At 73.4% G+C, this 22,717-nt stretch carries 12 protein-coding genes; 4 read left to right on the top strand and 8 right to left on the bottom strand.

Annotated features, from left to right (window positions below; genetic code table 11):
- Position 1 precedes the first annotated feature (1 nt).
- Genes ACIO1C_RS02070 through ACIO1C_RS02050 form a run of 5 tightly spaced genes read right to left on the bottom strand, consistent with a single transcriptional unit; the run spans position 2 to position 14,771 of the window.
- Positions 2 to 4,006 (bottom strand): amino acid adenylation domain-containing protein, encoded by a 4,005-nt coding sequence (locus ACIO1C_RS02070; protein ID WP_401857289.1) that lies wholly within the window; start codon positions 4,004 to 4,006, stop codon positions 2 to 4.
- The gene (locus ACIO1C_RS02065) at positions 4,003 to 8,790 is read right to left on the bottom strand and encodes an amino acid adenylation domain-containing protein (RefSeq protein WP_401857287.1); all 4,788 of its coding nucleotides are present in this window, start codon (positions 8,788 to 8,790) and stop codon (positions 4,003 to 4,005) included. Before ACIO1C_RS02065 ends, ACIO1C_RS02070 begins: the two co-directional genes overlap by 4 nt.
- Positions 8,790 to 9,842: a MupA/Atu3671 family FMN-dependent luciferase-like monooxygenase gene (locus tag ACIO1C_RS02060; protein WP_401857286.1), complete on the bottom strand. Its 1,053-nt coding sequence runs from the start codon at positions 9,840 to 9,842 to the stop codon at positions 8,790 to 8,792. Before ACIO1C_RS02060 ends, ACIO1C_RS02065 begins: the two co-directional genes overlap by 1 nt.
- Entirely contained in the window at positions 9,827 to 13,405 is a 3,579-nt protein-coding gene (locus tag ACIO1C_RS02055) for an amino acid adenylation domain-containing protein (RefSeq protein ID WP_401857285.1), read from the bottom strand. The genes ACIO1C_RS02060 and ACIO1C_RS02055 overlap by 16 nt, the downstream gene beginning before the upstream one ends.
- On the bottom strand, positions 13,389 to 14,771 hold the full coding sequence (locus ACIO1C_RS02050) for an MFS transporter (RefSeq protein WP_401857283.1): 1,383 nt from the start codon (positions 14,769 to 14,771) through the stop codon (positions 13,389 to 13,391). Before ACIO1C_RS02050 ends, ACIO1C_RS02055 begins: the two co-directional genes overlap by 17 nt.
- A 336-nt stretch (positions 14,772 to 15,107) precedes the next feature.
- Here ACIO1C_RS02050 and ACIO1C_RS02045 point away from each other — a divergent pair, with 336 nt between their 5' ends.
- Positions 15,108 to 15,548: a hypothetical protein gene (locus tag ACIO1C_RS02045; protein ID WP_401857281.1), complete on the top strand. Its 441-nt coding sequence runs from the start codon at positions 15,108 to 15,110 to the stop codon at positions 15,546 to 15,548.
- 99 nt (positions 15,549 to 15,647) lie between these two features.
- Entirely contained in the window at positions 15,648 to 15,938 is a 291-nt protein-coding gene (locus tag ACIO1C_RS02040) for a hypothetical protein (RefSeq protein WP_401857279.1), read from the top strand.
- A 90-nt stretch (positions 15,939 to 16,028) separates the two neighbouring features.
- Here the strand turns inward: ACIO1C_RS02040 and ACIO1C_RS02035 are convergent, their stop codons facing one another.
- On the bottom strand, positions 16,029 to 19,040 hold the full coding sequence (locus ACIO1C_RS02035; RefSeq protein ID WP_401857277.1) for a BTAD domain-containing putative transcriptional regulator: 3,012 nt from the start codon (positions 19,038 to 19,040) through the stop codon (positions 16,029 to 16,031).
- 274 nt (positions 19,041 to 19,314) lie between these two features.
- On the opposite strand from ACIO1C_RS02035, the gene ACIO1C_RS02030 reads away from it, so the two are divergent.
- On the top strand, positions 19,315 to 20,682 hold the full coding sequence (locus ACIO1C_RS02030; protein ID WP_401857275.1) for a helix-turn-helix domain-containing protein: 1,368 nt from the start codon (positions 19,315 to 19,317) through the stop codon (positions 20,680 to 20,682).
- 71 nt (positions 20,683 to 20,753) lie between these two features.
- Positions 20,754 to 21,680 (top strand): ornithine carbamoyltransferase, encoded by a 927-nt coding sequence (locus ACIO1C_RS02025; protein ID WP_401857274.1) that lies wholly within the window; start codon positions 20,754 to 20,756, stop codon positions 21,678 to 21,680.
- Between the two features lie 167 nt (positions 21,681 to 21,847).
- Here ACIO1C_RS02025 and ACIO1C_RS02020 read toward each other — a convergent pair whose 3' ends face one another.
- Both ACIO1C_RS02020 and ACIO1C_RS02015 read right to left on the bottom strand, forming a co-directional pair.
- Positions 21,848 to 22,060 carry an MbtH family NRPS accessory protein gene (locus ACIO1C_RS02020; protein ID WP_161311378.1) on the bottom strand — a complete coding sequence of 71 codons (213 nt, stop codon included), beginning with the start codon at positions 22,058 to 22,060 and terminating at the stop codon, positions 21,848 to 21,850.
- A gap of 141 nt (positions 22,061 to 22,201) precedes the next feature.
- Complete coding sequence (locus ACIO1C_RS02015; protein WP_401857272.1) at positions 22,202 to 22,483, bottom strand: hypothetical protein; 282 nt, start codon at positions 22,481 to 22,483, stop codon at positions 22,202 to 22,204.
- Between the last annotated feature and the right edge of the window lie 234 nt (positions 22,484 to 22,717).

The following is a 22,717-nucleotide window of genomic DNA, read 5'->3' as shown; positions in this document are numbered from 1 at the left end:
TTCAGTCCCCTCGGAGGGCGGTTTCGAGGACCGCGGCGATCTCGGCCGCCGGGCCCGGGGTCAGTACGTCGCTGTGGGCGCAGGGCAGGTCGTGCACCGTGAGCGCGGCGGCCACGCGCTGCCAGGCCGCGGTCTTCTCGGCCGGGGTGGGCCAGGTGTCGCGGGTGGCGGAGAAGAGGGTCACGCGCCCCTCGTAGGGGGTCGGGCTCCAGTGCCTGACGACCCGGGTGTGGTGGGTCCCCACATCGACGAGGGCGTGGAGCTGAGGGTCGGTCAGCGCGTCGAAGCCGCTGCGGCGGACCGTGGCGAACACCTGCGCGCGGTCGAGCGGTCCCGGCGGCACGGGCAGGTGCGGGGCGTGGCTCTGGAGCAGGATGTGCAGCAGTTCGTCCTCGACGGCCACCGGGTCCAGCGGGGTGCCGAGGATGGTGTCCGGCATCGGCATGGCGTCCACCACGGCGAGCATCCTGACCTCCTCCCCCGCCCGGCGCAGCCGGACCGCCATCTCGTGGGCGAGCGCCCCGCCGAAGGACCGGCCGAGGAGCAGGTACGGGCCGTGCGGCCGGATTTCGCGCAGGCGTTCCACGTACAGGTCGGCCATCCCGCCCATGGAGGGCGGGAGCCGGTCCACCCCGGTCAGCAGGGCCGGGCTCTGGAGGGTGTGCACCGGGCGGGCCGGGTCGAGGTACGGGAGCAGGTTGGCGAACGACCAGCCGAGGCCGAGCCCCGGGTGCACGCAGAAGAGCGGGATGCGGTCGCCGCCGGCCCGCAGGGTGAGCACCGGCTCCAGGCTGTTCCCGGTCGGGTCGTCGGAGGCGGCGGCCGGCCTGGTGCGCTGCCGGGCGGACCGCAGGGGGATGCGCGGGGCGCGGCCGTTGGCGGCGGCCGGTGCGTCGAGGCGGGCGGCGAGGGCGGCCGGGGTCGGCGCGTCGAACAGGACCGAGACGGGGATCCGTACGTCGAGGACCGTCTCGATCTTCGACTTCAGCCGCAGCGCGGTCAGCGAATGGCCGCCGGCGGTGAAGAAGTCGGTGTCCGGGCCGACCGCGGGGAGGCCGAGCACCGTACCGAACAGGGCGCACAGCTCCCTCTCGCGTTCGGTGCGCGGGGCCCGGGAGACCGCCTGCTCCCCGGTGGGTCCCGGGGCGGGCAGGGCGGCGCGGTCGACCTTGTGGTGGCGGGTGAGCGGCACGTGGTCGATGCGGGCCCAGACGGACGGGACGAGGTGCGCGGGCAGGTGCCGGGCCGCGTGTTCGCGGACCCGGGCGAGGGTGCTGTGCCACTGCTCGTCGCGGGTGGTGTCCGTATCCGTGCCCGTCGCGTCGGAAGCGCCTTCCTCCAGGAGCAGCCAGGCGGCGAGGAGTTTGCCGCCGGTCGCGTCGAGCCGGGCGCCGACCACGGCCCGCGCCACTCCGGGGCAGCCGGCCAGCGCGGCCTCGACCTCGGCGGGTTCGACGCGGAAGCCGCGGATCTTGACCTGGTCGTCGGCGCGGCCGGCGAACTCCAGGACCCCGACGGTCGTACGGCGGGCGAGGTCGCCGGTGCGGTACATGCGGCTGCCCGGTGGTCCGTAGGGATCGGCGACGAACCGCTCGGCGGTGGCCACCGGGCGCCCGAGGTAGCCGTGGGCGAGGCCGGTGCCGGCGAGGTACAGCTCGCCGGTGGCGCCGGCGGGCATCGGGCGCAGCGCGGCGTCGAGGACGTAGGCGCGGGTGTTGTCCAGGGGGCGGCCGATGGGGACGGCGCCCGGGTCGGCGTCGGACTCCTGGATTCCGGTGGGTGCAGTGTGCGCGGTGTGCGCGGTGGCGAACACCGTTGTCTCGGTGGGTCCGTAGCCGTTGACCACCACGGCGCCGGGGCAGTGCTCCTGGATCCGGCGCACGGTGTCCCGCGCCAGGACGTCACCGCCGGCCCACACCTCGCTGAGCCCCGAGAGCGCGTCCGGCGCGATCTCCGCGACGGTACGCAGCAGTTCGGGCGTGAGCATCAGCGCGGTGACCCGGCGATCGGGTACCACGCGCTTGAGGAGGTCGGGTGTGACGGCCTCGGCGGGGGCGACCACCACGGTCCCGCCGTTCAGGAGCGGGATCCACACCTCGTAGGTCGAGGCGTCGAACGTGTACGGGTTGTGGAGCAGCACCCGCCGGTGCGCGCCGCCCGCGAACCGGCCGTCGGCGGCCAGTTCGGTGATCGCACGCTGCGGGACGACCACCCCCTTGGGCTCTCCGGTGGAGCCGGAGGTGTAGATCACGCAGGCGGCGGACTCCGGAGGGGCCGGGACTCCGTCGAAGTCGACCGGTCCTGTCCGCTCCTCCTCGATGTCCAGCACCGGGAGATCCGGGGGCAGCCGGACCGGGTAGGCGCCCAGGGTGAGGGCGAGGACGGGCGCCGCGGCCTTCACCAGGCGGGCCAGCCGCTCCGACGGCTGGGCCGGGTCGAGCGGCAGCCAGCAGGCCCCCGCCTTGAGGACCGCGAGCTGGGCCACGACCACGGACGCCGAGCGGGGCAGCAGGAGGGCCACCGTGTCCCCCGGCGCCACACCGGCCCGGACGAGCCGGCCGGCCAGCCGGTCCGACGCGGCGTCGAGCCGCGCGTAGCTGAGGATCTCGCCGTCCGTGTCGACGGCCGGCGCGTCCGGCGTACGGGCCACCTGCGCGGCGAACCGCCCCGTCATGGTGGCGGGTTCGGCGACGGCGCGGGCCGGTCCTGCGGCGAGGGCGAGGAGCCGGTCGTGTTCCGCCTGCGGAAGGGCGTCGATGTCCTGCGCCAACTGCTTTGGATTCTCGGCGAGTTGTTCCAGTACGCGGACGATGCTGCGGGTGATCGCGGTGGCGGAGATGCCCCGGCGGCAGCTCACCGACAGGAGCATCCGGTCCTCGGCGACGGCCGCGATGGTGACCGGGTAGTGGGTCGCGTCCGTCACCGTCACCAGGCGTACCGTGTCGGGCCCGTCCTGGCTCTCCGGCGCCTGCGGGAAGTTCTCGAAGGCAAGGATGGAGTCGAAGAGTTCACCGGCCCCCACGGCCCGCTGCACCTCGGCGACGCGGGCGTGGTGATGGGCCAGCAGCCGGGACTGCTCGTCCTGGATCCGGTGGAGCAGCGCGCCGGCGCTCTCGCCGTCGCGGAGTTGTACCCGTACCGGCAGGGTGTTGATGAACAGGCCCACCATCGACTCGACGCCCGGCAGGTCGTGCGGGCGTCCGGAGACGACCGCGCCGAAGACCAGGTCACGGGCGCCGGTCAGCCGGGCCAGGACCAGCGCCCAGGCGACCTGCACCACGGTGTTGAGGGTGACGCCCGCCTCGGCGGCCCGTGCGGTCAGCGTCCCGGTGAGCGCGGTCGGCAGGCGCAGCTGGATCCGGTCGGGCGCGGTGTCCGGGCCGTCCGGTGCCAGCAGCGCGGGCCGTTCCAGGCCGTCGAGCGCCTCGGCCCACGCGGTGTCGGCCTTGTGCTGGTCCTGGCCGCTCAGCCACACCAGATAGTCGCGGTAGGGCACGGGGGGCGGCAGCGGGCGGCCCGCGACGAGGGCCGTGAGGTCCCGTTCCAGGATCGGCAGCGACCAGCCGTCGAGCAGGATGTGGTGGAAGGACACGATCAGTTCGGCGCCGGTGTCGTGCCGTAGGAAGGTGGCGCGGACCAGGGGCGGGCGGGCCAGGTCGAAGCGGAGCGCCGCGTCCTCGCGCAGCGCCTCCTCGGTCCGTACGGTGACGTCGTCCGGGCCCAGTCCTGTCAGGTCCACCTCGGTCCAGGGCAGGCGGACGGCCTTCGGGACGACCTGGACGGGCCGGTCGAGGCGCTCGTGCCGGAAGCAGGCGCGCAGGTTGGGGTGGCGGGCGAGGAGGGCGCCGGCCCCGGCCCGTACCGCGTCCGTGGCGACGTCGCGTCCGATCAGGAAGCGGGCCTGCACCAGGTAGGGGTCCGGGCCGCCGGTGTCCCGGGCGGCGTGGAAGAGGAGTCCTTCCTGGACCGGGGAGAGTGGTAGTACGTCCGCGATGCGCGCGTTCATCGTCGTCCCCCTTGGTGGGCGGAGGCTCCGGAGCCGTCCGTGCCGTCCATGTCGTGGATGCCTCCGTCGGGATCGGTGTCGCTGTCCGTGTCGAAGTCCGCGTCGAAGTCGCCGAAGTCCATGTCCTGGCCGAGGAGTTCCAGCTGGTCGCCGGTGAGGTCGACCAGCGGGAAGTCGGACGGGGTGTGGACGGCCTCGCCGTCAGGACCGCGGTGGTCCGCGAGGACGCCGAGCGCCTCGGACCAGGCCGCCGCCAGCGCGCGTACCTCGTCCTCGGTGAACACCCCGGCCGCGTAGGAGAAGCTCGCCTCCAGCAGGAGCTCGCCGTTCTCCTCGCGGGACAGTACGTCCACCTCCAGCGCGTGCCCGAGCGGCACGGCGTCGGGGCCGACGTCGAGAAGCCGTCCGCCCGCCGCGTCGGACTCGGCGAACCTGCCGAGGTAGTTGAAGCGGACGTCGGGCACGGGGAGCGCGGCGAGGACGGGCCCCGTCGTGGGGTGGAGGTAACGCAGCAGGCCCCAGCCGAGGCCGCCCGCGGGCACGCCCCGCAGTTGTTCCTTGACACTCTTGAGCGCCTCCCCCGGCCGGCCGCCGGGCCGCACGGCGGCGGCGCCGAGGTCCAGGCGGACCGGGTACTGCGTGGTGAACCAGCCGACCGTGCCGGACACGTCCACCGGCGCGGAGATCACTTCGCGGCCGTGGCCCTCCAGATGGACCAGCAGAGCGGATCCGGTGCCCCGCCGCTCGACGGCCGCCGCCGTCAGCGCGGTCAGCAGGACCGCGTCCGGGCGGCAGTTGAAGGCACCCGGCAGGGTGACGAGCGCGCTCCTGGTGAGGTCGGGGCCCAGCTCGACGGTGAGGGTCTCCCGGCGCTCGCCGGCCCCCCTCCCGTCGGCGATCCGGGCCGTCTCGTCCGCCAGCTGTCTTTCCCACCAGGGGAGTTCGCCGACCCGCCGGTCGGCCTCCTGGGACAGCAGCCGGGACCAGCGGGTGAACGAGGTGGTCTTCGCGGGGGCCGGGTCGCCCTCGTCCCGGTGGCCGAGCGCCGCCGCGAGTTCCTGGCCGATCACCCGCCAGGACAGTCCGTCGACGGCCAGGTGGTGCACGGTCAGGAGCAGGGCGCCGGGGCGGCCGGGCCCCGCGTCGAGCCAGACGGCGCGCAGTATCTCGCCGTCCTCGGGACGGAGTGCGGTGGTGACCGCCAACGCGCGGGCCCGGGCGAGGAGATCGGCGTCCGGGGAGACGGCCACCCGGAGGGTGCGCGCGTTGCCCGGCAGCTCTTCGACAGGCACCTCCAGCTCCCAGTCGTCGGGAGCGTGCCGCACGAGGCGCATCCGCAGCGCGGCGTGGCGCGCGGCCAGGCCGGTGACGGCCTCCGTGAGCGCTCCGCGGCCGGTGCCCGCGGCCACCGGGAAGACCATGGACTGGGTGAACGCCGAGGTGTCCGGGCCCTGTTCGCGCCACCAGCGCATCACGGGGGTGAGCGGCAGCCGCCCGTACCCGGTGTCCTCCTCCCGGGGGAGGCCGGCGTCGGGGGTGCGGGCGAGCACGGCCAGCCGGGCGGGTGTGCGGACGGTGAACACGTCGTGCGGGGAGAGCACCAGACCGGCCGCCCTGGCCCGTACCGCGAGCTGGATGGCCATGATGCTGTCGCCGCCGAGACGGAAGAAGTCGTCGTCCGGGCCCGCCTGTTCAAGGCCGAGGAGGCCGGCGAAGAGGCCGCAGAGGATCTCCTCGCGGGCCGACCCCGGGGCCCGTACGGTCGCGTCGGAGCGCTGCGCGGGCGCCGGCAGGGCGGCCCGGTCGAGCTTGCCGCCGGACGTCAGGGGCAGTGCGTCGAGGGCCACCACGGCGGCGGGGACCATGGCCGCGGGCAGGCGCCCGGCGGCGTGGAGCAGGAGCGCGTCCGGGTCGATCTCCCGCCCGGGGACGGGGACGGCGTACGCGACGAGCTGCGCGACCCCGGCCCTGCTGTTCCGTACGACGGCCACCGCGCGGTCCACGGTGGGGTGTTCGGTGAGCGCGGCGGCGATCTCGCCCGGTTCGATACGGAGTCCGCGCAGCTTGATCTGCTCGTCGCCGCGCCCCAGGTAGTGCGTGGTGCCGGCGGGATCGCGGTGGGCGAGGTCGCCGGTGCGGTACATGCGGCTGCCCGGCGGCCCGTACGGATCCGCGACAAACCGCCCGGCGGTGAGCGCGGCGCGCCCCAGGTAGCCGCGGGCGAGCGCGGGCCCCGCCAGGTACAGCTCACCGCTGACCCCGGCGGGCACCGGGCGCAGCCGCTCGTCGAGGACGTAGGCGCCGGTGCCCGGCAGCGGGGCGCCGATGGGCGGGGCGCTCCCGTCGGCGGCGAGGGGCGCGGAGAGGGTGGAGACGACGGTGGCCTCGGTGGGGCCGTACGCGTTGTGGAGGCGGCGGCCTCCGGTGGCCCAGCGGGCGATCAGGTCCGGCGGGCAGGACTCCGCGCCGACGAGGAGGGTGCGCAGCTCCGGGTGGGGCCCGGCGGGCACGGTGGCGAGCACGGACGGCGGGACGAAGGCGCAGGAGACGCGGCGCTCGGTCAGTACGTCCCCGAGGGCGTCGCCCACGAGGGGGCCCCGGGGCGGCAGGACGAGGGTGCCGCCCGAGCCGAAGGCCAGGCACATCTCGCCGACGGAGATGTCGAAGGACGGCGGCCCGAGCTGGAGCACCCGGCTGCCGGCGCCGAGGGCGATGCCGTCCACGAGACCCCGTGTGAGGGCCGCCACCCCGGCGTGGGTGACGACCACGCCCTTGGGGGTGCCGGTGGAGCCGGAGGTGTGGATGACGTGGGCCGCGCCGGTGGGGTCGGGGTGGCCGGGCGGCAGCGACGGTTCACCCGCCCGGTCGTCCTTGTCCGGGACCGCCCAGGCCTTCTCGTCCAGGACCAGGGTCGTGAGGTCCGTGCCGAGTGGCTCGGCGCCGGGCGCGGTGACCAGGAGTACGGGGGCGGCCTCGGCGAGGACGCGGCGGACGCGCTCGACGGGGTGCGCCGGGTCGACGGGCAGGTACGCGGCGCCGGCGCGCTGGGCGGCCAGTGCGGCCACCGGCCAGTCGGTGCCCCGGTCGAGGGCGAGGGCGACGATCCGGCCGGGTCCTGCTCCGTCCCGTACCATCCGGTGGGCCAACTGGTCGACACGGTCGGCCAGTTGGGCGTAGCTGAGGGTCTCTCCCCCGGATTCGAGGGCCGGCGCGTCCGGGGTGAGAGCCGCCTGCCGGGCCACCAGCTCGGGCAGTGAGGCGGGGGCGGGCGCGGCGGGCCCCGCCGCGTCGGCGAGCAGCTGCCCGCGCATGGCTGCGGGTACCAGGTCGATGTCGCCGACGAGCGCGGTCGGATCGGTGGTGATCCGACGGAGGAGTTCGACGTAGCACTCGGTCCAGCGGGCCACGACCTGCGGGTCGAAGACGTCGGTACGCAGCCCGAAGCTGCCCTCCATGCCGTCGTCGCAGTCCTTCACCACGCCGACGAGGTCGTGCTCGCCGCCGGTGTGGATGCGCTCGGGCTCCGCGAACTCCTTCATCACGGAGACGCTGGGCTGCTGCGTCAGGTGCATGAACACCCACTGGTACAGCGGGGCCCGGCCCGCGCTGCGCTCCGGGGCGGCGGCCGACACGATCCGGCCGACCGGGACGTCCGCGTTGGCCATCAACTCGGGGAAGTCGACGGCGAATCCGGCGAGCACGTCGGCGAAGGAGCGGTCGGACCGCACCCGCCACCGGGTCGGGACGGCGTTCATGACGTACCCGATGACCTGGTCGAGGCCCTTGGCCGCGCGGTTGGCGATCGGGGTGCCGAGGATCAGGTCGTCGGCGCCGCTGACCCGGTGCGCGAGGACGGCGAAGGCCGCCATCAGGACGACGTAGACGGAGGCGCCGCGCTCGCGGGCCAGGGCGCGCACGGCGGCGGCGGTCGGCGCGTCGATGTGGAAGGGGACCTGGGCGATGCCGTCGCCCGAGGTGACGGGGGTGCCGCCGCCGCCCGGCACGGTGAGCGGCCCCGGCGGTTCCGCGAGGTAGCGGCGCCAGAAGTCGAGCCGGGCACCGAAGACCCCGGACTCCGCCAACTCGTCCTGCCAGGACGAGAAGTCGGCGTACTGGACGGCGGGCCGGGTCAGGGGCGGCTCCTTGCCGTCGCGCAGGGCTCCGTACGCCTGGGCGAACTCGTTCTGGAGCACGTCGAACGACCACCAGTCGCTGATGGTGTGGTGCAGGCTGAGCATCAGGGTGGAGCGCCGCTCGTCGACCCGGACGAACCGGGCCCGGATCAGCTTGTCCCGGCCCAGGTCGAAGGGGCGGGCGCGGAAGGTCTCGAAGGCCGCGTCGATGGTCGTGTCGGTGCCCCGCAGGTCCTCGCGCTCCAGGTCGAAGGCGCCGTCGTCGGGGAACTCGACACGCAGCCCGCCCGACGCGTCCGTCCTGATCCGGGTGCGCAGGATGTCGTGGTGACGCTGGATCAGCGTCAGGGCCGCCTCCAGGTGCGCCGGGTCGACGGGCTTGTCGAAGTGGTAGGCGGAGCACAGGTTGAGCGCGGCCGTGCCGGGATAGAGCGAGTCGTACACCCACAGGTCGTGCTGGGCGGGGCTGAGGGGCACCGGCCTGCCGGGGTCGCGCGGGGGTATGACGGCGGGTATCTCGCGGGCGCGTCCGGCCTCCAGGAGGCGGCGCATCAGGCGGACCCGCTGCTCCCTGCCGAGGGCGCCGAACCGGTCGGCCATGGAAGGGATCGCCGCGCCGGGAGCCGCGCGGAACAGGGTGGGGGCACTCATCACAGGGTCTCTTTCAGTTCGGCCAGCCGGTGCAGTCCGGCCAGTACGTCGTCCCGTCCGATTCCGAAGTCGATGAAGCAGGCGACCTCGTCGACGCCCAGCTCGGCCAGATCGGCGAGCATCTTGGCGCAGTGGCCGGGTGAGCCGAGGAGACTGCCCCAGCTCAGGTAGCGCTCGAACGCGAACTCGGCGAGCATCGCGGCCTGTTCGTCGGTGAGCCGCGCGGTCGCGGCGTCCGCCGACCGGTTGGCGGCGGTCTGGCGGACGTACGAGGCGAGGTAGGCCCTGAGGGGCGCGCCGGCCTGGCGCCGGACCTCCGCGTCGTCCGTGCCGACATAGGTGTGGGCCATCAGCGTGACCCGGCCGTGCGCGTCGGTGCCCCGCTGGTCGGGGGCCCCGGCGCAGGCGGTGCGGTAGCGGGCGATCCGGTCGGCGAGTTCGTCCCTGCTCTGTCCGACGGTCGCGCCGAGCACTCCGGCGCGCAGCCGTCCGGCGGCCTCCCAGGTCTCCGGGTTGCCGGACGTGGTGACCCACAGGGGCAGGGTGTCCTGCACGGGCCGGGGCTGGGGCACGACGGAGACCGGTGTGCCCGTGCCGTCGGGGTACTCGGCGGGCTCGCCCGCCCACAGCGCCCGCAGCCGGGGGATGGTCTCCAGGGCGGTCCGCCTGCGGTCCGCGTACTGCTCGGGGGCGAGGGTGAAGTCCTTCGAGTGCCAGCCGGTGGCGACGGACAGGCCCACCCTGCCGTGCGAGAGGTTGTCGACGACGGCCCAGTCCTCCGCCACCTTCAGCGGGTGGTGGAGCGGCAGGACCACGCTGCCCGCGCGGATCCCGATCCGCTCGGTGGCGACGGCGAGCGCCGCGCCGAGCACCGGCGGGCTGGGGAACACCTGTCCCACCTGCTGGAAGTGGCGTTCGGGGGTCCAGATGGCGTGGAATCCGAGCCGGTCCGCGGTTCTGGCCACGGTGAGGATGTCCTCGTACGTCTCGGCGTGCCGGGTCTCCCCGGCGGTGGTGCTGTCCGCACCGAAGAACATCACACTGAGGTCCACTGCCACTCCTCCTGTTGGGTGCCGGGCCGGTTCGGGGTCTCGCGCTGTCGCGTCGGGGCGTCGTGCGGTCGCACCGGGGTCTCGTGCTGTCGCGGCACCCGGGGGCGGCGGGTGATGGGGACCGCCACGGGTCCGGTCCCGGCGGCCGGCCGCTCCAGCTCGGCGGCGAGGGCGGCGATGGTCGGCGCGGCGAAGAGCTGGGCCGCGGTGACGGGTCGTTCGTCGGTGCTGAGGCGGGCCGCGACCCGGACCGCGCGCAGCGAGTTGCCGCCGAGCGTGAAGAAGTCGTCGTGCAGTCCGGCTCCCGGCACGCCGAGGACCTCGCACCACACGGCGGCGGTCCGCCGCTCCAGGTCGGTCAGGGGGCGCGGGTCGCTCCCGGAGGGCGGAGAGGGCCGCGTGGGTACGGCGACGAGGTCGCCCACGCCGGCGCGCCGGGGCGGCGCGGCGAGGCCGAGGCGGGAGAGCGGGGTGGCGGGGTCGGCGGCCGCCGCCTCCAGGGCGTACGGGAGGGTGTCGGCGAGCCAGTGGACGAAGCCCGCGTCCAGTGTGTCCTCGCGGTACTCGAAGGTGAGTGTCAGTCCGTCCGATGTGCCGTCGGCTGTGGTCGAGTCGGTCACGTCCACGAGCAGTTCGAACCGGGCGGCGCCGGTACGGACGACCTCGACGCCCTCGTCGGCGCCGGGCAGCGCGACCTCGGCGCGCGCGTTGTTCTGGAGGGCGAGGACCACGTCGGTGAACGGCTGGCGGCCGGGCGTGCGCGGCGGGTTGAGGGCGCCGACCACGTCCTCGAACGGCACGTCCTGGTGGGCGAAGGCGGTGAGGTCGGTCTCCCTGACGCGGGCGAGCAGCTCCCCCGCCGTCGGATCGCCGGACAGGTCGGTGCGCAGGACCAGCATGTTGACGAAGAACCCGACGACGTCCTCGACACTGCCGTCGCCGGACCGGCCGGCGACCGGGGCGCCGATCGCGGTGTCCTCGTCGGCGCCGGCCCGTACCAGCACGGTGGCCAGCGCGGCGTGCAGGGCCATGAAGAGGGTGGCGCCCCGCGCGCGGGCCGCGTCGACCAGGCGGGCGTGGGCCCCCGCGCCGAGGTGGCGTACCACCACCCGGGCGGCGGGGCCCGGGACGGCGGGGCGTCCGGTGCGGCGGGGCAGCAGCGGCCCGTCGGCGGCCAGTCCGTCCAACTCCTTGCGCCAGTAGGTGAGCTGGCGGGCGGCGAGCGCGTGCGGGTCGGCCGGTGAGCCGAGCCGGTCGAGCTGGTGACGGGCGTGTTCCGCGTACGGGACGGGGAGCGGCGGCAGTACGGAGATGTCCTGGCCGTCCTCGATCCGCGCGCGGTAGGCGCGGGACAGGTCGCGGAACAGCGGGCGCAGCGACCAGCCGTCCCCGGCGATGTGGTGGACCAGCACGAGGAGCGCGTGCTCGTCGGGGCGCTCCCGGGTGGTGAACAGGGTGGCGCGCAGCGGGAGTTCGGTGCGCAGGTCGAAGAGGTGGCCTGCCTCGCGGCCGATCTCCCCCGCCACGTCGGCGGCGGGCAGCCGGACGTGCTGGAAAGGAGGCCGCGCCTCGGCTCCGGTCCGTACGCTCCGTACGGGGGAACCGTCGGCCTCGTCGAAGACGGTACGGAGCACCTCGTGCCGCTCGGCGACGTGCGCCAGGGCGTCGCTGAGCGCGTCCGGGTCGACGTCGCCCCGCAGGCGGACGAGCATCGGCAGGTTGTACGCGGCGCCCGCGCCGATCCGGTCCAGGAACCACAGGCGGTGCTGGGCGTGCGAGACCGGGAGCGCGGCGGAGCCGGGCGCGGTGGACGGTACGGGGGACGACCGGGGCGCGGTGTCGACGTACGGGGCGAGGAGCGCCGGGGTGGGGGACTCGAAGAGCGTGCGGAGGTCGAGTTCGGCGCCGAGGGTGGCGTGGATCCGGCCCAGCAGCCGGGCGGCGAGCAGCGAATGGCCGCCCAGCGAGAAGAAGTTGTCGTCCGGGCCGACCGGGCCGGTGCGCAGGATCTGGGCGAAGAGCCCGCGGAGGGCGGCCACGGTCCCGCCCGCCTCCGGGCGTTCCGCGCCGGCCGCCGCGCGGCCGGGCTCCGGCAGGGCGGCCCGGTCGAGTTTGCCGCTGGGGGTCAGCGGCAGCGCGTCCAGCGGGACGAAGACGGCCGGTACGAGGTAGTCGGCCAGGACGGTACGGGCGTAGGCGCGCAGCTCGTCGGCCGGGGGCGCCTGACCCCGTCCGCCGCGCGGGACGACGTACGCGGTCAGCTGTCTGTCGCCGGCCGGGTGTTCGTGGGCGACGACGGCGGCCCGGTCGATGTCCGGGTGGCGGGCGAGGACGCTCTCGACCTCGCCGGGCTCGACCCGGAAGCCCCGGATCTTCACCTGGCTGTCGGCCCGGCCCAGGTAGGCGAGGACGCCGTCGGCGCCCCGGCGTACGAGGTCGCCGGTGCGGTAGAGGCGCTCGCCCGAGGGGGCCGCCACAAAACGTTCGGCGGTCAGCGCGGGCCGGCCCCGGTAGTCGCGGGCGACCCCCGCCCCGGCGGCGTACAGCTCACCGGTCCCGCCGTCCGGCACCGGGCTCAGTTCCTCGTCGAGGATGTGCAGCCGTTTGCCGGCCAGCGGGCGGCCGATGGGCACGGGACCACCGTCGCGCACGTCCTCCGGGGTCACCGGGTGGACGGTGAGGAAGATCATGCACTCGACGGGCCCGTAGCCGTTGCTCAGCCGCAGGCCGGGGTGGCGCTCCAGGGCGCGGGCCGCGTGCGGCGCGGAGAGGGCCTCGCCGCCCACGATCAGTTCCCGCAGTCCGTCGAGCGCCTGCGGGTACTCGTCGACGATCACGTTGAAGAGGGAGGACGAGAGGTAGAGGGAGGTGATGCCGTGCTCGGCGACGAGCCGTGCCATCACGAAGGGTTCGGGGCGCCGTCCGGGGTGCAGGACGCAGGTCCCGCCGTTGAGGAGCGGGCCCCACAGCTCCAGGGCGAACGCGTCCCAGGACAGCGGTGCGCACTGGAGCCACACGGATCCGGGGCCGAAGGAGGCGAAGTCCTGGCCGGTGAGGGTGGCGGTGACGGCGTGGTGCGAGGCGGCGATGCCCTTGGGCCGTCCGGTCGATCCGGAGGTGAACATCACGCAGGCGATGTCGCCGGGGCGGACCGGGACCGTGCCGCGCGCCGGCGGCGGCGGCGCGGACGGGGCGTCCTCGACGTGGACCCGGGGGACGCCCAGCGCGTCGGGCTCGGCGTCGCGGGTCGACACGACGGCGGCGATCTCCGCGTCGGCCGCCATGGCGCGCAGCCGTTCGGCGGGGAAGGCCGGGTCGAGCATCACGTATCCGGCGCCGGCCTTGAGGATGCCGAGCACGGTCACGACCAGCGCGGTGGAGCGCTCCAGGAACACGCCGACCGTGTCGCCGTGCCGGACGCCGCTCGCCACGAGCAGACCGGCCAACCGGTCGGCGCGGGTGTCGAGTCCGGCGTAGTCGAGACGTTCGTCGCCGTGGATCAGGGCCGTCGCGCCGGGCGTCCGTACCGCCTGGTCCTCGAACAGTTCATGCGTGCACTTCATCGCGCTCACCTCCTGGATGGCTGCTCTCCTCGCGGGGCGCCTCGCGCGCTTCCGGCACGTCGTGCTCCTTCCGCGCTTCCGGCTCTTCCGGTACGTCGAAGTCGAGCAGCAGTACGTCGATGTCTCTGATGGAGCGGCTGGCGAGGCCCCACAGGGCGATCGCGGTCCCGCCGATGCCGGCGAGGAACAACATGGCCGCCATGCCGCTGCCAGGACCGTCGCCGACGAGTGGCCCGAGCACGGTGAAGATCCCGGAGCCGTCGGCGGCCGCCGGTTCGAAAACGTGGTCGGCGAGCGGTCCCGAGACCGCCATGGCCAGGGGTACGGAGATCTGCGACAGGAACATCACCGCGCCGAAGACCCGGCCCTGCCACTCGTGGGGGACCTTGGTCTGCACGATCGCCTGCATGGACGCGTTGACCGTCGTCATGAGCAGGGCGCCGATAAGGATCGCCACACACCAGCCGGCCACTCCGCCGGCCAGGCCCATCGCGACGAGGCCGGACAGGCACATGCCGACCACGCCGAGCATCATGCCCCGGCCGCGGTTCCTGGGTCCGCCCCAGGCCGCCATCAGCAGGGCGCCGGCCACTCCGCCGACACCGATCGCGCTGTTCACGGCGGCGAGCGCGCCGGTGTCGGCGCGCAGCAGCACCATCGGCGAGATGAGGGCGAAGCCGAAGACCATGACCAGGTTGACCAGGCAGAAGTTGACGATCAGGTCGCGCAGGCTGGGCACCCGGAACAGGTACCGCAGCCCCTCGACCGCGTCGGCCGTGATCCGCCGCCGTGGCGCTCCGGTGGTGTCCTTGACGACGATGTCGCCCTTGAGCCGTACGACCCTGATCCCGATGAGCGCGAACGCGTAGCTCGCCACGTCCACCAGGAGCGTGGGGCCGATGCCGAAGACCGCGACGAGGAGACCGCCCAGGGCGGGTCCGCCGATCCCGGCCGCGCTCTTGGCGCCGGCGAGCAGGCCGTTGGCGCGGCCGAGCTGGTCCTTGCGGACAAGGAGGGGAACGGCCGAGGACAGGGCCGGGAACTGGAACGCGGCACACACCCCGAGCAGCACGGTGGCCGGATATATCTGCCAGGACTGGAGTGCGCCGAGGTAGTGGAGGAGGGCGAGGGAGCCCACGACGACCAGGCCGCCGGCGTCGGCCAGTTGGAGCGCGGCCCGCTTGGAGATCCGGTCGACGATCGCACCCGCAATGGGACTGAACACCGCCTGGGGGAGCATCGCGCACAGGGAGAGGATCGTGACGGCGGTCGCCTGTTCGCCGGTCGACCACACTTCGATGATGAAGGCGAACCGGACCGCCGCGCTGCCCACCAGGGACACCGCCTGACCGGACCAGACGAGCATGAGCGGCCCCATCCCCGCGAAACTGCCGGGAATGTCCGCTGTTTTCCGGGCGGCCTTCACGATCCGGGTCCCCTGCCCACCGGGGCCCGGTACGCCGTACCGCGGCTTTCGAACGGGTTGGTTGCCACGCCTCAATCCCCCAGGGTTTTCGCTTTCCACGCGGATCACCACGGATCCCTGCCTGAATCGAACGGGGTCAGCATGCGTCGGGGGATTACCTCCGCGTTCCCTTCGCGAACACCGGAACGGGAAGAGCGCGGGAACGGATCGGGACGCCGGCGGGACCCGGGCGGGCGAGGGTTGTCACGTAGTTGTCTGCACAGAAGGAGTACTCCCGTGAAGAACCCCAGGGATCATTCGCCGGACAGGGCGAATCTGCGCCACGCCCTCCAGGACCTGTCCACCGTCGAACGGTGGGCCGAGCGCGTGGCGTCGGGTGGCCGTCCCGAGCCGTACGCCGCGCAGGAGTCCCTGGACGGGCCCCAGTTCAGTGTCGAGACCGAGACCGAGAACGGCATGCACACCGTGGCCGGGATCGTGGCGCTGCCGCCCGCGCCGGAGACCGGTACCGCGGGCTTGGACGAGACGGAGCGCGCCGTGCTCCGCTCGCTCGTGAGATCGCTGCTCGACCTCGCCGGCCATGAGTCGGGCCCGGCCCGTACCCATGTGGTGCTCACCCCCGGCGGACCCCGGGTGGCCGCGTGCCAACTGGGTCCGCACTACCTGGTGTTGGACCGTTCCCGCGACCGTTCCCGCGACGGTTCCCCGGGCCGGTAACGGGGCGGGAACGGTCAGGGAACGCCCGCCAGCAACATCAGTGGTGTCGGGAAGCGGAACACCGCGAACACCCACAAACACCAACTTAGGGGCGGGACCATGGGACGTAGGCTTGCTGGACTCTTCGGGATCATCGCGGCAACGCTGGCCTTCGGCTTCGGCACGGTGGCGGAGGCGGGACACACGCAGGGCCCCCAGAGTTCCCAGCAGGTTGTCGCCGACGACAAGGGCCCCACGATCACCGGCCCCGGCGTCCCCGCCGACGACAAGGGACCCACCCTGGTCCCGGCGGACGACAAGGGCCCGACCGTGGTGCTCGCCGACGACAAGGGTCCGACCGTGATCGCCGTCACCAACGACGACAAGGGCCCCACGTCCGCCACTCTCTGAACCGCTCCCCGCCCCACCCGCTCCCCCCCGAACAGCTGAGCCCCGTACCGGAGTTCCGGTACGGGGCTCGGTGCTGTCCGGGGCGTGCGGTCAGGTACGGCGGCGGTCCGCCGGCACTCCCATCTCGGCGAAGAGCTTCTCGGCGGCCGCCCGGTGCACACCGGCTTCCGCCGTGTCGCCCAGGGCGTCGGCCATGCCCGCTAACGCGTAGGCCTCCTCGATGCGGTAGCTGATGGCCGCGGAGAGGTCGAAGGCGTGCTTGTGCAGGGCCAGGGCCGCCACCGCGTCCCCCTGGCGCAGCCGCAGCCGGCCGACCGTGTTCTCCACCTTGGCGCGCCGCAGCGGCGAGGAGTTGGTCCGCATCAGCCGGAGGGCGTGCTCCGCGTGGTCCGGGGTGCGGGGCGGCTTGCCGAGCCGGTCTTCCACATCCGCGGAGAGCGCCAGGGTCAGCGCCAGGTTCACCTGGTTCCCGGTGTCCCCGTACAGCGCGCGGGCCTCGGTCAGGCAGCGGTCCGCCTCGTCGTACTCCCCCAGGCCGAGGTGGGCGAGGGCGAGATCGGTGATGGCTCCGGGCAGTCCCTCGTGCTGTCCGAGCTGGAGGCTCAGTTCGGCCGACCGCTGGGCCGCGTCCCGTGCCTCCTCGTACCGGCCCCACTGTTCGTAGAGCGTGCTGAGGATGGTCAGGCTCTCGGCCTCCGCGCGCGGGATGCCGAGCGAGCGTTCGTGGGCGATCGCCGTCTCCATGTGGCCCAGTGCCTCGGCGAAGTTGCCGAGCAGGCTGTTGAACTGGCCGAGGATGCTCTCGCTGTGGGCCTGCGTGTGCCGGTCGCCGAGGCGGATCGCGACGTCCCTGCTCTCCCGGGCGGCGTCGAGCCCTTCGGAGAAACGGCCGAGTTTCCAGCAGGCGACGCCGAGGTTGGACAGGCTCACTCCCAGCAGCGCCAGATCCTGCAACCGCTCGGCGGCGGCGACCGCGATCCGGCCCAGTTCGCCGAACTCCTCCAGGTGTCCACGCGCGTTGAGCTGGAAGACCAGGTTGCGGGCGAGGCACACGACGTACCGGTCGTGGCCCCGTCTCTCCGCGAGCGTGACGGCCGCGAGGAGCGCCGTCTGCTCGCGCAGGAACCACTCCTGGGCCCGGTCGGCGGTGCTCAGATCGGGCAGTTCCGCCGTGGAGGGGAGCAGCCCGGTGGGGCGGTGGCGCCGCCCGGAGTAGAGGAGGTCGCACGCCACTTCGGTGGCGGTCAGGTAGTAGCAGAGCAAACGTTCCACCGCGACCGCGTCCTCCCCCTCCGCCGACTCGCCGAGCTGGCTCTGCGCGAAGCTGCGCACCAGGTCGTGGAAGGTGTAGAGGCCGATCTCCGGCTGCTGCACGAGGTGGACGTCGAGCAGCATTTCGAGCAGGTCCTCCGCCTCGCGGGTGCCCGAGCCGAGCAGGGCTCCCGCCGCGTGGACGTCCATGTCGCCGCCCGGGTGGAGCGCCAGCGTCCGGAACGCGGTGCGGCACTCGTCGTCCAGGGCCTGGTAGGACAGACGGAGGGTGGCGGAGACGCTGCGGGCGCCGGAACTGAGTTCGTCGAGTCTTCGGGTCTCGTCGCGCAAACGTTCCGCCAGGTACTGGAGGGTCCAGCGCGGGCGGTTGCGCAGGCGGGCGGTGGCGATCCGCAGGGCGAGCGGGAGGTGGCCGCAGAGCCGGGCGAGTTCGGCGGCGGCCTCCGGTTCCGCCGCCACGCGCTGGGCGCCGAGGGTCTCCGCCACCAGCGTGGCGCTCTCCTCGGGCGGCATCACGCCGATGGAGATCCACTGCGCGCCGTCCAGGTCGACCAGGCGGGCGCGGCTGGTGACCAGGACGAGGCAGCCCGCGGAGGCGGGCAGCAGCGGGCGGATGCCGGCGGCGTCGCCCGCGTTGTCGAGGAGGATCAGCAGCCGTCTGCCGATCAGGGTCGCGCGCCACAGGGCGGTACGGGCCGGTACGTCGTCGGGGATGCGGTCGCCCGGGATGCCGAGGGCCCGCAGCAGGCTGTCGAGCGCGGTGCCGGCGGTCACGGGCTGGTCGCCCGGGGTGTAGCCGCGCAGGTCGATGTGGAGCTGGCCGTCGGGGTAGTCGGGGGCGAGGCGGTGCGCGGCCCGTACGGCGAGGGAGGTCTTGCCGCAGCCGCCCATGCCGTCGATGGCGACGATCTGCGGGCCCTGTTCACTGCCCTCCCCGGCGCAGCGCAGGATCTCCGCCAGTTCCCGTTCGCGTCCCGTGAAGTCCGACAGGTCGTACGGGAGGGTGCTGGGCGGTTCCGCCGGCAGCGGTACGGGGGCGGCGGGCGCGGGCGCGGGTCCCGGCCCCGCCAGTTCGGGGCTCTCCCGCAGGATTCCCTCGTACAGCTTGGTGAGTTGGGGACCCGGGTCGATGCCGAGTTCCTCGACGAGCAGCTCGCGGACCTTGCCGTACTCCTCCAGCGCCTCGGCCTGGCGCCCGGATCGGTAGAGCGCCACCATCAACTGGCCGCGCAGGGTCTCCCGCAGGGGATGTTGATTGACCAAATCTTTTAAGTCCACGACCAGTTCCGCGGCCTCTCCGAGCGCGAGATGGAGCTCGAAGAGCTGTTCCGCGGCCGTGAGCCGGCGTTCCTCGATGGAGGTGGAGGCCGCCTGGATCACCGGTCCGCCGCTGCCGGAGAGGACCGGGCCGCGCCAGAGGGCGAGCGCTCCGCGCAGGATCTCGGCCGCTTCGGCGGGCCGGCTCTCGGCGGCGGCGATCTTCGCTTTGCGCGTGAGGAGACCAAATTCGGCCAGGTCGATTTCGCACTGTTCGAGGGCGACGCGATAGCCGGGGCCGTCGGTGAGAAGGACGTCGGCGCCGCCCGGTATCCGCCGTCTCAGATCCGCTATGGCCTTGCGTACTTGGTGGGAGGCCGTGGTCGGCGGCTCCTCGTCCCAGGCCGCCTCGACCAGTCGCGAAACGGGAAGCACCTTTCCCGGATCCAGAAGCAGAGTGGCCAGAACTCGCTCCTGAATCACTCCTCCCAGCCGCAGTCGTGTCCCGTTGGACCAGCCCTCGATCGGGCCAAGAATGTTGAATCGCAGCCGATCCCCTGCCGCTGTTGTCATGCGGCCTCCCTCCCCCTCAGCTCTGCACACACGCAGACCCTCCCCAGCGCGAAGCGATCGTAGCCCCTGCCAGGAAAAGCGCGGTACTGCGCCGGGAAGAGTTCGGGAATGGCGCGTTGCAAGCTGTTCATCGACGGCGGGCCTTCGCCGCCGCGGAGGATACAGAGCGTGAGCAGACCGGGGAAAGACCGGTCCGATCCGGTGCGTTCGGACCGTCCTGGGAGATCGCGTCACCGGCCATCGCATTACCGAGATTTTGGGGACCAAGGAGAGAATGATGAATTCCCAGACGGCGCCCGGTCTTGACGTACTGCTCCAGAATGCGCGCAGGCGGGCCGGGCTCACTCAGGAACAGCTCGCGGGGCTTTCCACCGTGAGCGTACGGGCCATTCGGGACCTGGAGCTGGGCCGCGTGCAACATCCCCGCAAAGAAACTCTGAGACTCCTCGCCAATGCCATGCGGCTGACCGACGCGCGGCGCATCGAGCTCGAACTCGCCGTCGACGCCCAGGCCGTGGGGCGGGTATTCCAGGACATATACGGAGCAGACCTCGCGGTGCCGCCCGCGCCCCTGCGCCCCCTGGTGGGCCGCCGCCCCGAACTGGAGGCGCTCACGGCCCGGTTGTCCACGGAACACGAGCGTCTGCTGACACTGGTGGGGCTGCCGGGGGTGGGCAAGACCCGACTGGCCCAGGAGGCCGCTTCGGTGCTGCACGCCCGGGACCGCGTGCCGGTGCTCTGGGTCGCCATGGACGGCGCGGCCGAGACCACGGGTGCGGCGGCGAACAGCCCGCTGTCGACCATGACCGGGTGGGTACGGTCACTCGCCCGGGACGGCGAGAAACTGGACGAACTTGCCACGGTCATAGGGCACAAGCCCACCTTGATCATACTTGACGGTTACGACTCGTCACCCTCCGCGATCAGGCCGCTGCTGAACCTGCTGCGCGTCTGCGAGCGCGTGAAAATCCTCACGACCACCTGCCGGCCGGTCCAGCTGCCCGGCGGCCGGCTGCTGCCGCTGGCCCCGCTGCCCGTGCCCGCCCCTTCCGACCTGGCCGCTTCCCTCCCGGGCGACTCCCTCGTCACGGACCGGCCCGCCGTGGAACTGATGCTGTCGCATGTCAGCCACATGCGGCCCGACTTCCTCCCCACGGACACCGTCACCACCACCGCGGCCCACATCTGCCGCGCGCTGGACGGCATTCCGCAGGCCCTGGAGGCCGCGGCCTCCTGGCTGCTGCTGTACTCCCCCGAGCAGCTCCTCGACATCGCCCGGACCGTGCCGCTGGTCCTGGTCGACGGGGTCACGCCCACCGACCCCGCCGCCGGTCCCGCCCTGAGCGACCGTCTCGCCGCGGCGGTGACCGGGCTCGGCCCGCGGGCGACGGCCCTGCTCCGTACCCCGGTCGATCCGTGGACGGTGGACGACGCGGCCCGCGCCAACGGCACGTCCCTGGCCGAGACCGCCCGCGACGCGCACGCCCTGCTGGTACGCGGTCTGATCCGCCAGCTCCCCACGACGCCGGGCGGCCCGGTGGGCTTCACGGTGCTCAACCTGGTCCGCGCGGCGCTCGCGGCGGAGCAGGAGCGGGAGCGGGAGCGGGAGCGCGGCTCCCTGGTCGACGCGCTCGTGGAGTAGGCCAAACCCTCCCGCCCGCTCCCCGTCCCTCCTTCCTCTTCCTCCCCTCTCTCGCGAAAGGCCTCGCCCCCATGCGCAACCTGATCTCCCTCGCCGACCTCACCCCCGCCGAGCTGCACCACCTCGTCGGCCGGGCCGTCGAGTTCGGCCGTGACGGCATCCGCGCGGAGTCGCTCGCCGGGCGCCAGGTCGGCGTCTACTTCCGCAAGTCCTCGACCCGTACCCGTACGTCGTTCTGGAGCGGCGCGACCCGGCTCGGCGCCGACGTGATCACGTTCGGCCCGAACGAACTCCAGCTCAGCACCGGGGAGACGGTGGAGGACACCGCCCGGGTCCTCGGGCAGTACCTCGACGCGCTCGTCGTCCGCACCAACGGGGACGTGGAGGAGATCCGCCGGCTCGGCAGCAGCCCGGATCTGGCCGTCGTCAACGCCCTGAGCCTGGACGAGCACCCGACCCAGGCGATCGCCGATCTCGCCACGCTCACCGAGCGGTTCGGCTCGCTCGACGGGGTGCACCTGCTCGCCGTCGGCGAGGGCAACAGCTCCGGGGCCGCCCTCGCGCTGGCCGCCGCGCTCACCCCCGGCCTGCGGCTCACCCTGCTGTGCCCGCGCGGGTACGAGGTGCCCAAGGACACCCTGGACCTGGTGGCCGAACTCAGCGACGGCAGGGCCCTGGTGAGCCAGGTCGTGACGGCCGGCGAGGTCGAGGGGCCTGTGGACGCGGTGTACACGAGCCGGTGGCAGACCATGGGCGTGACGAAGGAGAACCCCGACTGGCTCAGCGACTTCGACGGGTTCCAGATCAACCGCGCCTTCCTGGACCGCTTCGGCGGCCCGCGGACCGTCTTCCTGCACGACCTGCCCGCGGTCCGGGGCGAGGAGGTCACCGACGAGGTCCTCGACGGTCCTTCGAGCCTGGCCTGGCGGCAGGCGCACCACAAGATGACGGCGGCGGCCGCGGTCCTGGAGTGGTGTGTGGTGGGCGCCCAGGACTGACCGCGCCTCTCCCCGCGCCTTCCGCCCCCGGCCGTTCAGGCCGGGGGCGCCGCGCGTGCCGCTCCCGCGACTCTCCGCCGGGGGAAAGACCGCCGTAGCGTAAAGGGCGGGTACGAGGCTTTTCGCGCCTCGTACCCGCCCTTCGGAAACGGGAGGAACCGGTGGGATCAGCCACCCATCGCCGCGACCACCGAACGCGGCCGCATATCGGTCCAGTTCGCCTCGATGAATTCGCCGCACTCCTCCTTGCTGCCCTCGTCCCTCATCAGCTCCCAGCCGGCGGGCTGCTGGATCCGGGCCGGCCACAGCGAGTACTGGCCTTCTTCGTTGGCCAGCACCACATAGCGGCCGTTGGAGTCCTCGAACGGATTGGTTGCCATGTTCTCCACCTCGGTTGGACGAAGGTAAACGTTCGGTCGTGGGGTGCGCCTGAGTTGTTCGGCTGAGTCAAAGACTAGGAGCCGGGCGCCGGTCCACCGGGCAGAAGTCCAGGCAGATCGGCGGCACCACGGCCGCCCCCGTCAGGCGAGCATCCGGGCCCTCTGGTGCGCGAGGGTGAGCGCGACCCCGGTGGCCACGGTCGCCGCGCGCACCGCCCCGAGCGCCTCGCGCACCAGCTCGGAGCGCTCCAGCGGCAGGCCCTCGAACCCGGCCTGACCGGCACGGACGATGTTCAGCGCGGCTTCGAGCACGGCGATCTGGGCCTCCCCCAGCGCCTCCCGCCGGTCGACCCGCTCCCGCACCTCCTCCAGGACGTCCGCGAGTACGTCCGCCACCAGGACACTGTGGCCGGTCTCTGCCATGTCATCACTCCTCGGTCGTTCGCCGGCGGTCGGTACGGAGCCGGAGGCTGAATTCTGCGAGCGCAGTGCGATCAGTCTCGCGCCCCCGGGGCCGTCCGGCACGGTCCTGACGCGCAACTGCTCCTTTCCTGCCGGGCGGTTGCCGCACGGGGCGCCGGAATCCGGTCCCCGGCGAATCTACGGTGGTCTCCGAAAGGAAGTTCCGGCACGGCAGGGCCTCCTTTTCCCCTTGTC

Source organism: Streptomyces sp. NPDC087420 (assembly GCF_044744165.1).
Taxonomy (GTDB): domain Bacteria; phylum Actinomycetota; class Actinomycetes; order Streptomycetales; family Streptomycetaceae; genus Streptomyces.
Note: the sequence above shows the minus strand (reverse complement) of the source record. Positions and strands in the feature narration are given on the sequence as shown.

Excerpts from the sequence above, each read along its gene's own strand:
- ACIO1C_RS02070 (WP_401857289.1), bottom strand. The coding sequence starts at position 4,006 with ATGAACGCGCGCATCGCGGACGTACTACCACTCTCCCCGGTCCAGGAA.
- ACIO1C_RS02065 (WP_401857287.1), bottom strand. The coding sequence starts at position 8,790 with ATGAGTGCCCCCACCCTGTTCCGCGCGGCTCCCGGCGCGGCGATCCCT.
- ACIO1C_RS02055 (WP_401857285.1), bottom strand. The coding sequence starts at position 13,405 with ATGAAGTGCACGCATGAACTGTTCGAGGACCAGGCGGTACGGACGCCC.
- ACIO1C_RS02050 (WP_401857283.1), bottom strand. The coding sequence starts at position 14,771 with ATGCTCGTCTGGTCCGGTCAGGCGGTGTCCCTGGTGGGCAGCGCGGCG.
- ACIO1C_RS02040 (WP_401857279.1), top strand. The coding sequence starts at position 15,648 with ATGGGACGTAGGCTTGCTGGACTCTTCGGGATCATCGCGGCAACGCTG.
- ACIO1C_RS02035 (WP_401857277.1), bottom strand. The coding sequence starts at position 19,040 with ATGACAACAGCGGCAGGGGATCGGCTGCGATTCAACATTCTTGGCCCG.
- ACIO1C_RS02030 (WP_401857275.1), top strand. The coding sequence starts at position 19,315 with ATGATGAATTCCCAGACGGCGCCCGGTCTTGACGTACTGCTCCAGAAT.
- ACIO1C_RS02025 (WP_401857274.1), top strand. The coding sequence starts at position 20,754 with ATGCGCAACCTGATCTCCCTCGCCGACCTCACCCCCGCCGAGCTGCAC.
- ACIO1C_RS02020 (WP_161311378.1), bottom strand. The coding sequence starts at position 22,060 with ATGGCAACCAATCCGTTCGAGGACTCCAACGGCCGCTATGTGGTGCTG.
- ACIO1C_RS02015 (WP_401857272.1), bottom strand. The coding sequence starts at position 22,483 with ATGGCAGAGACCGGCCACAGTGTCCTGGTGGCGGACGTACTCGCGGAC.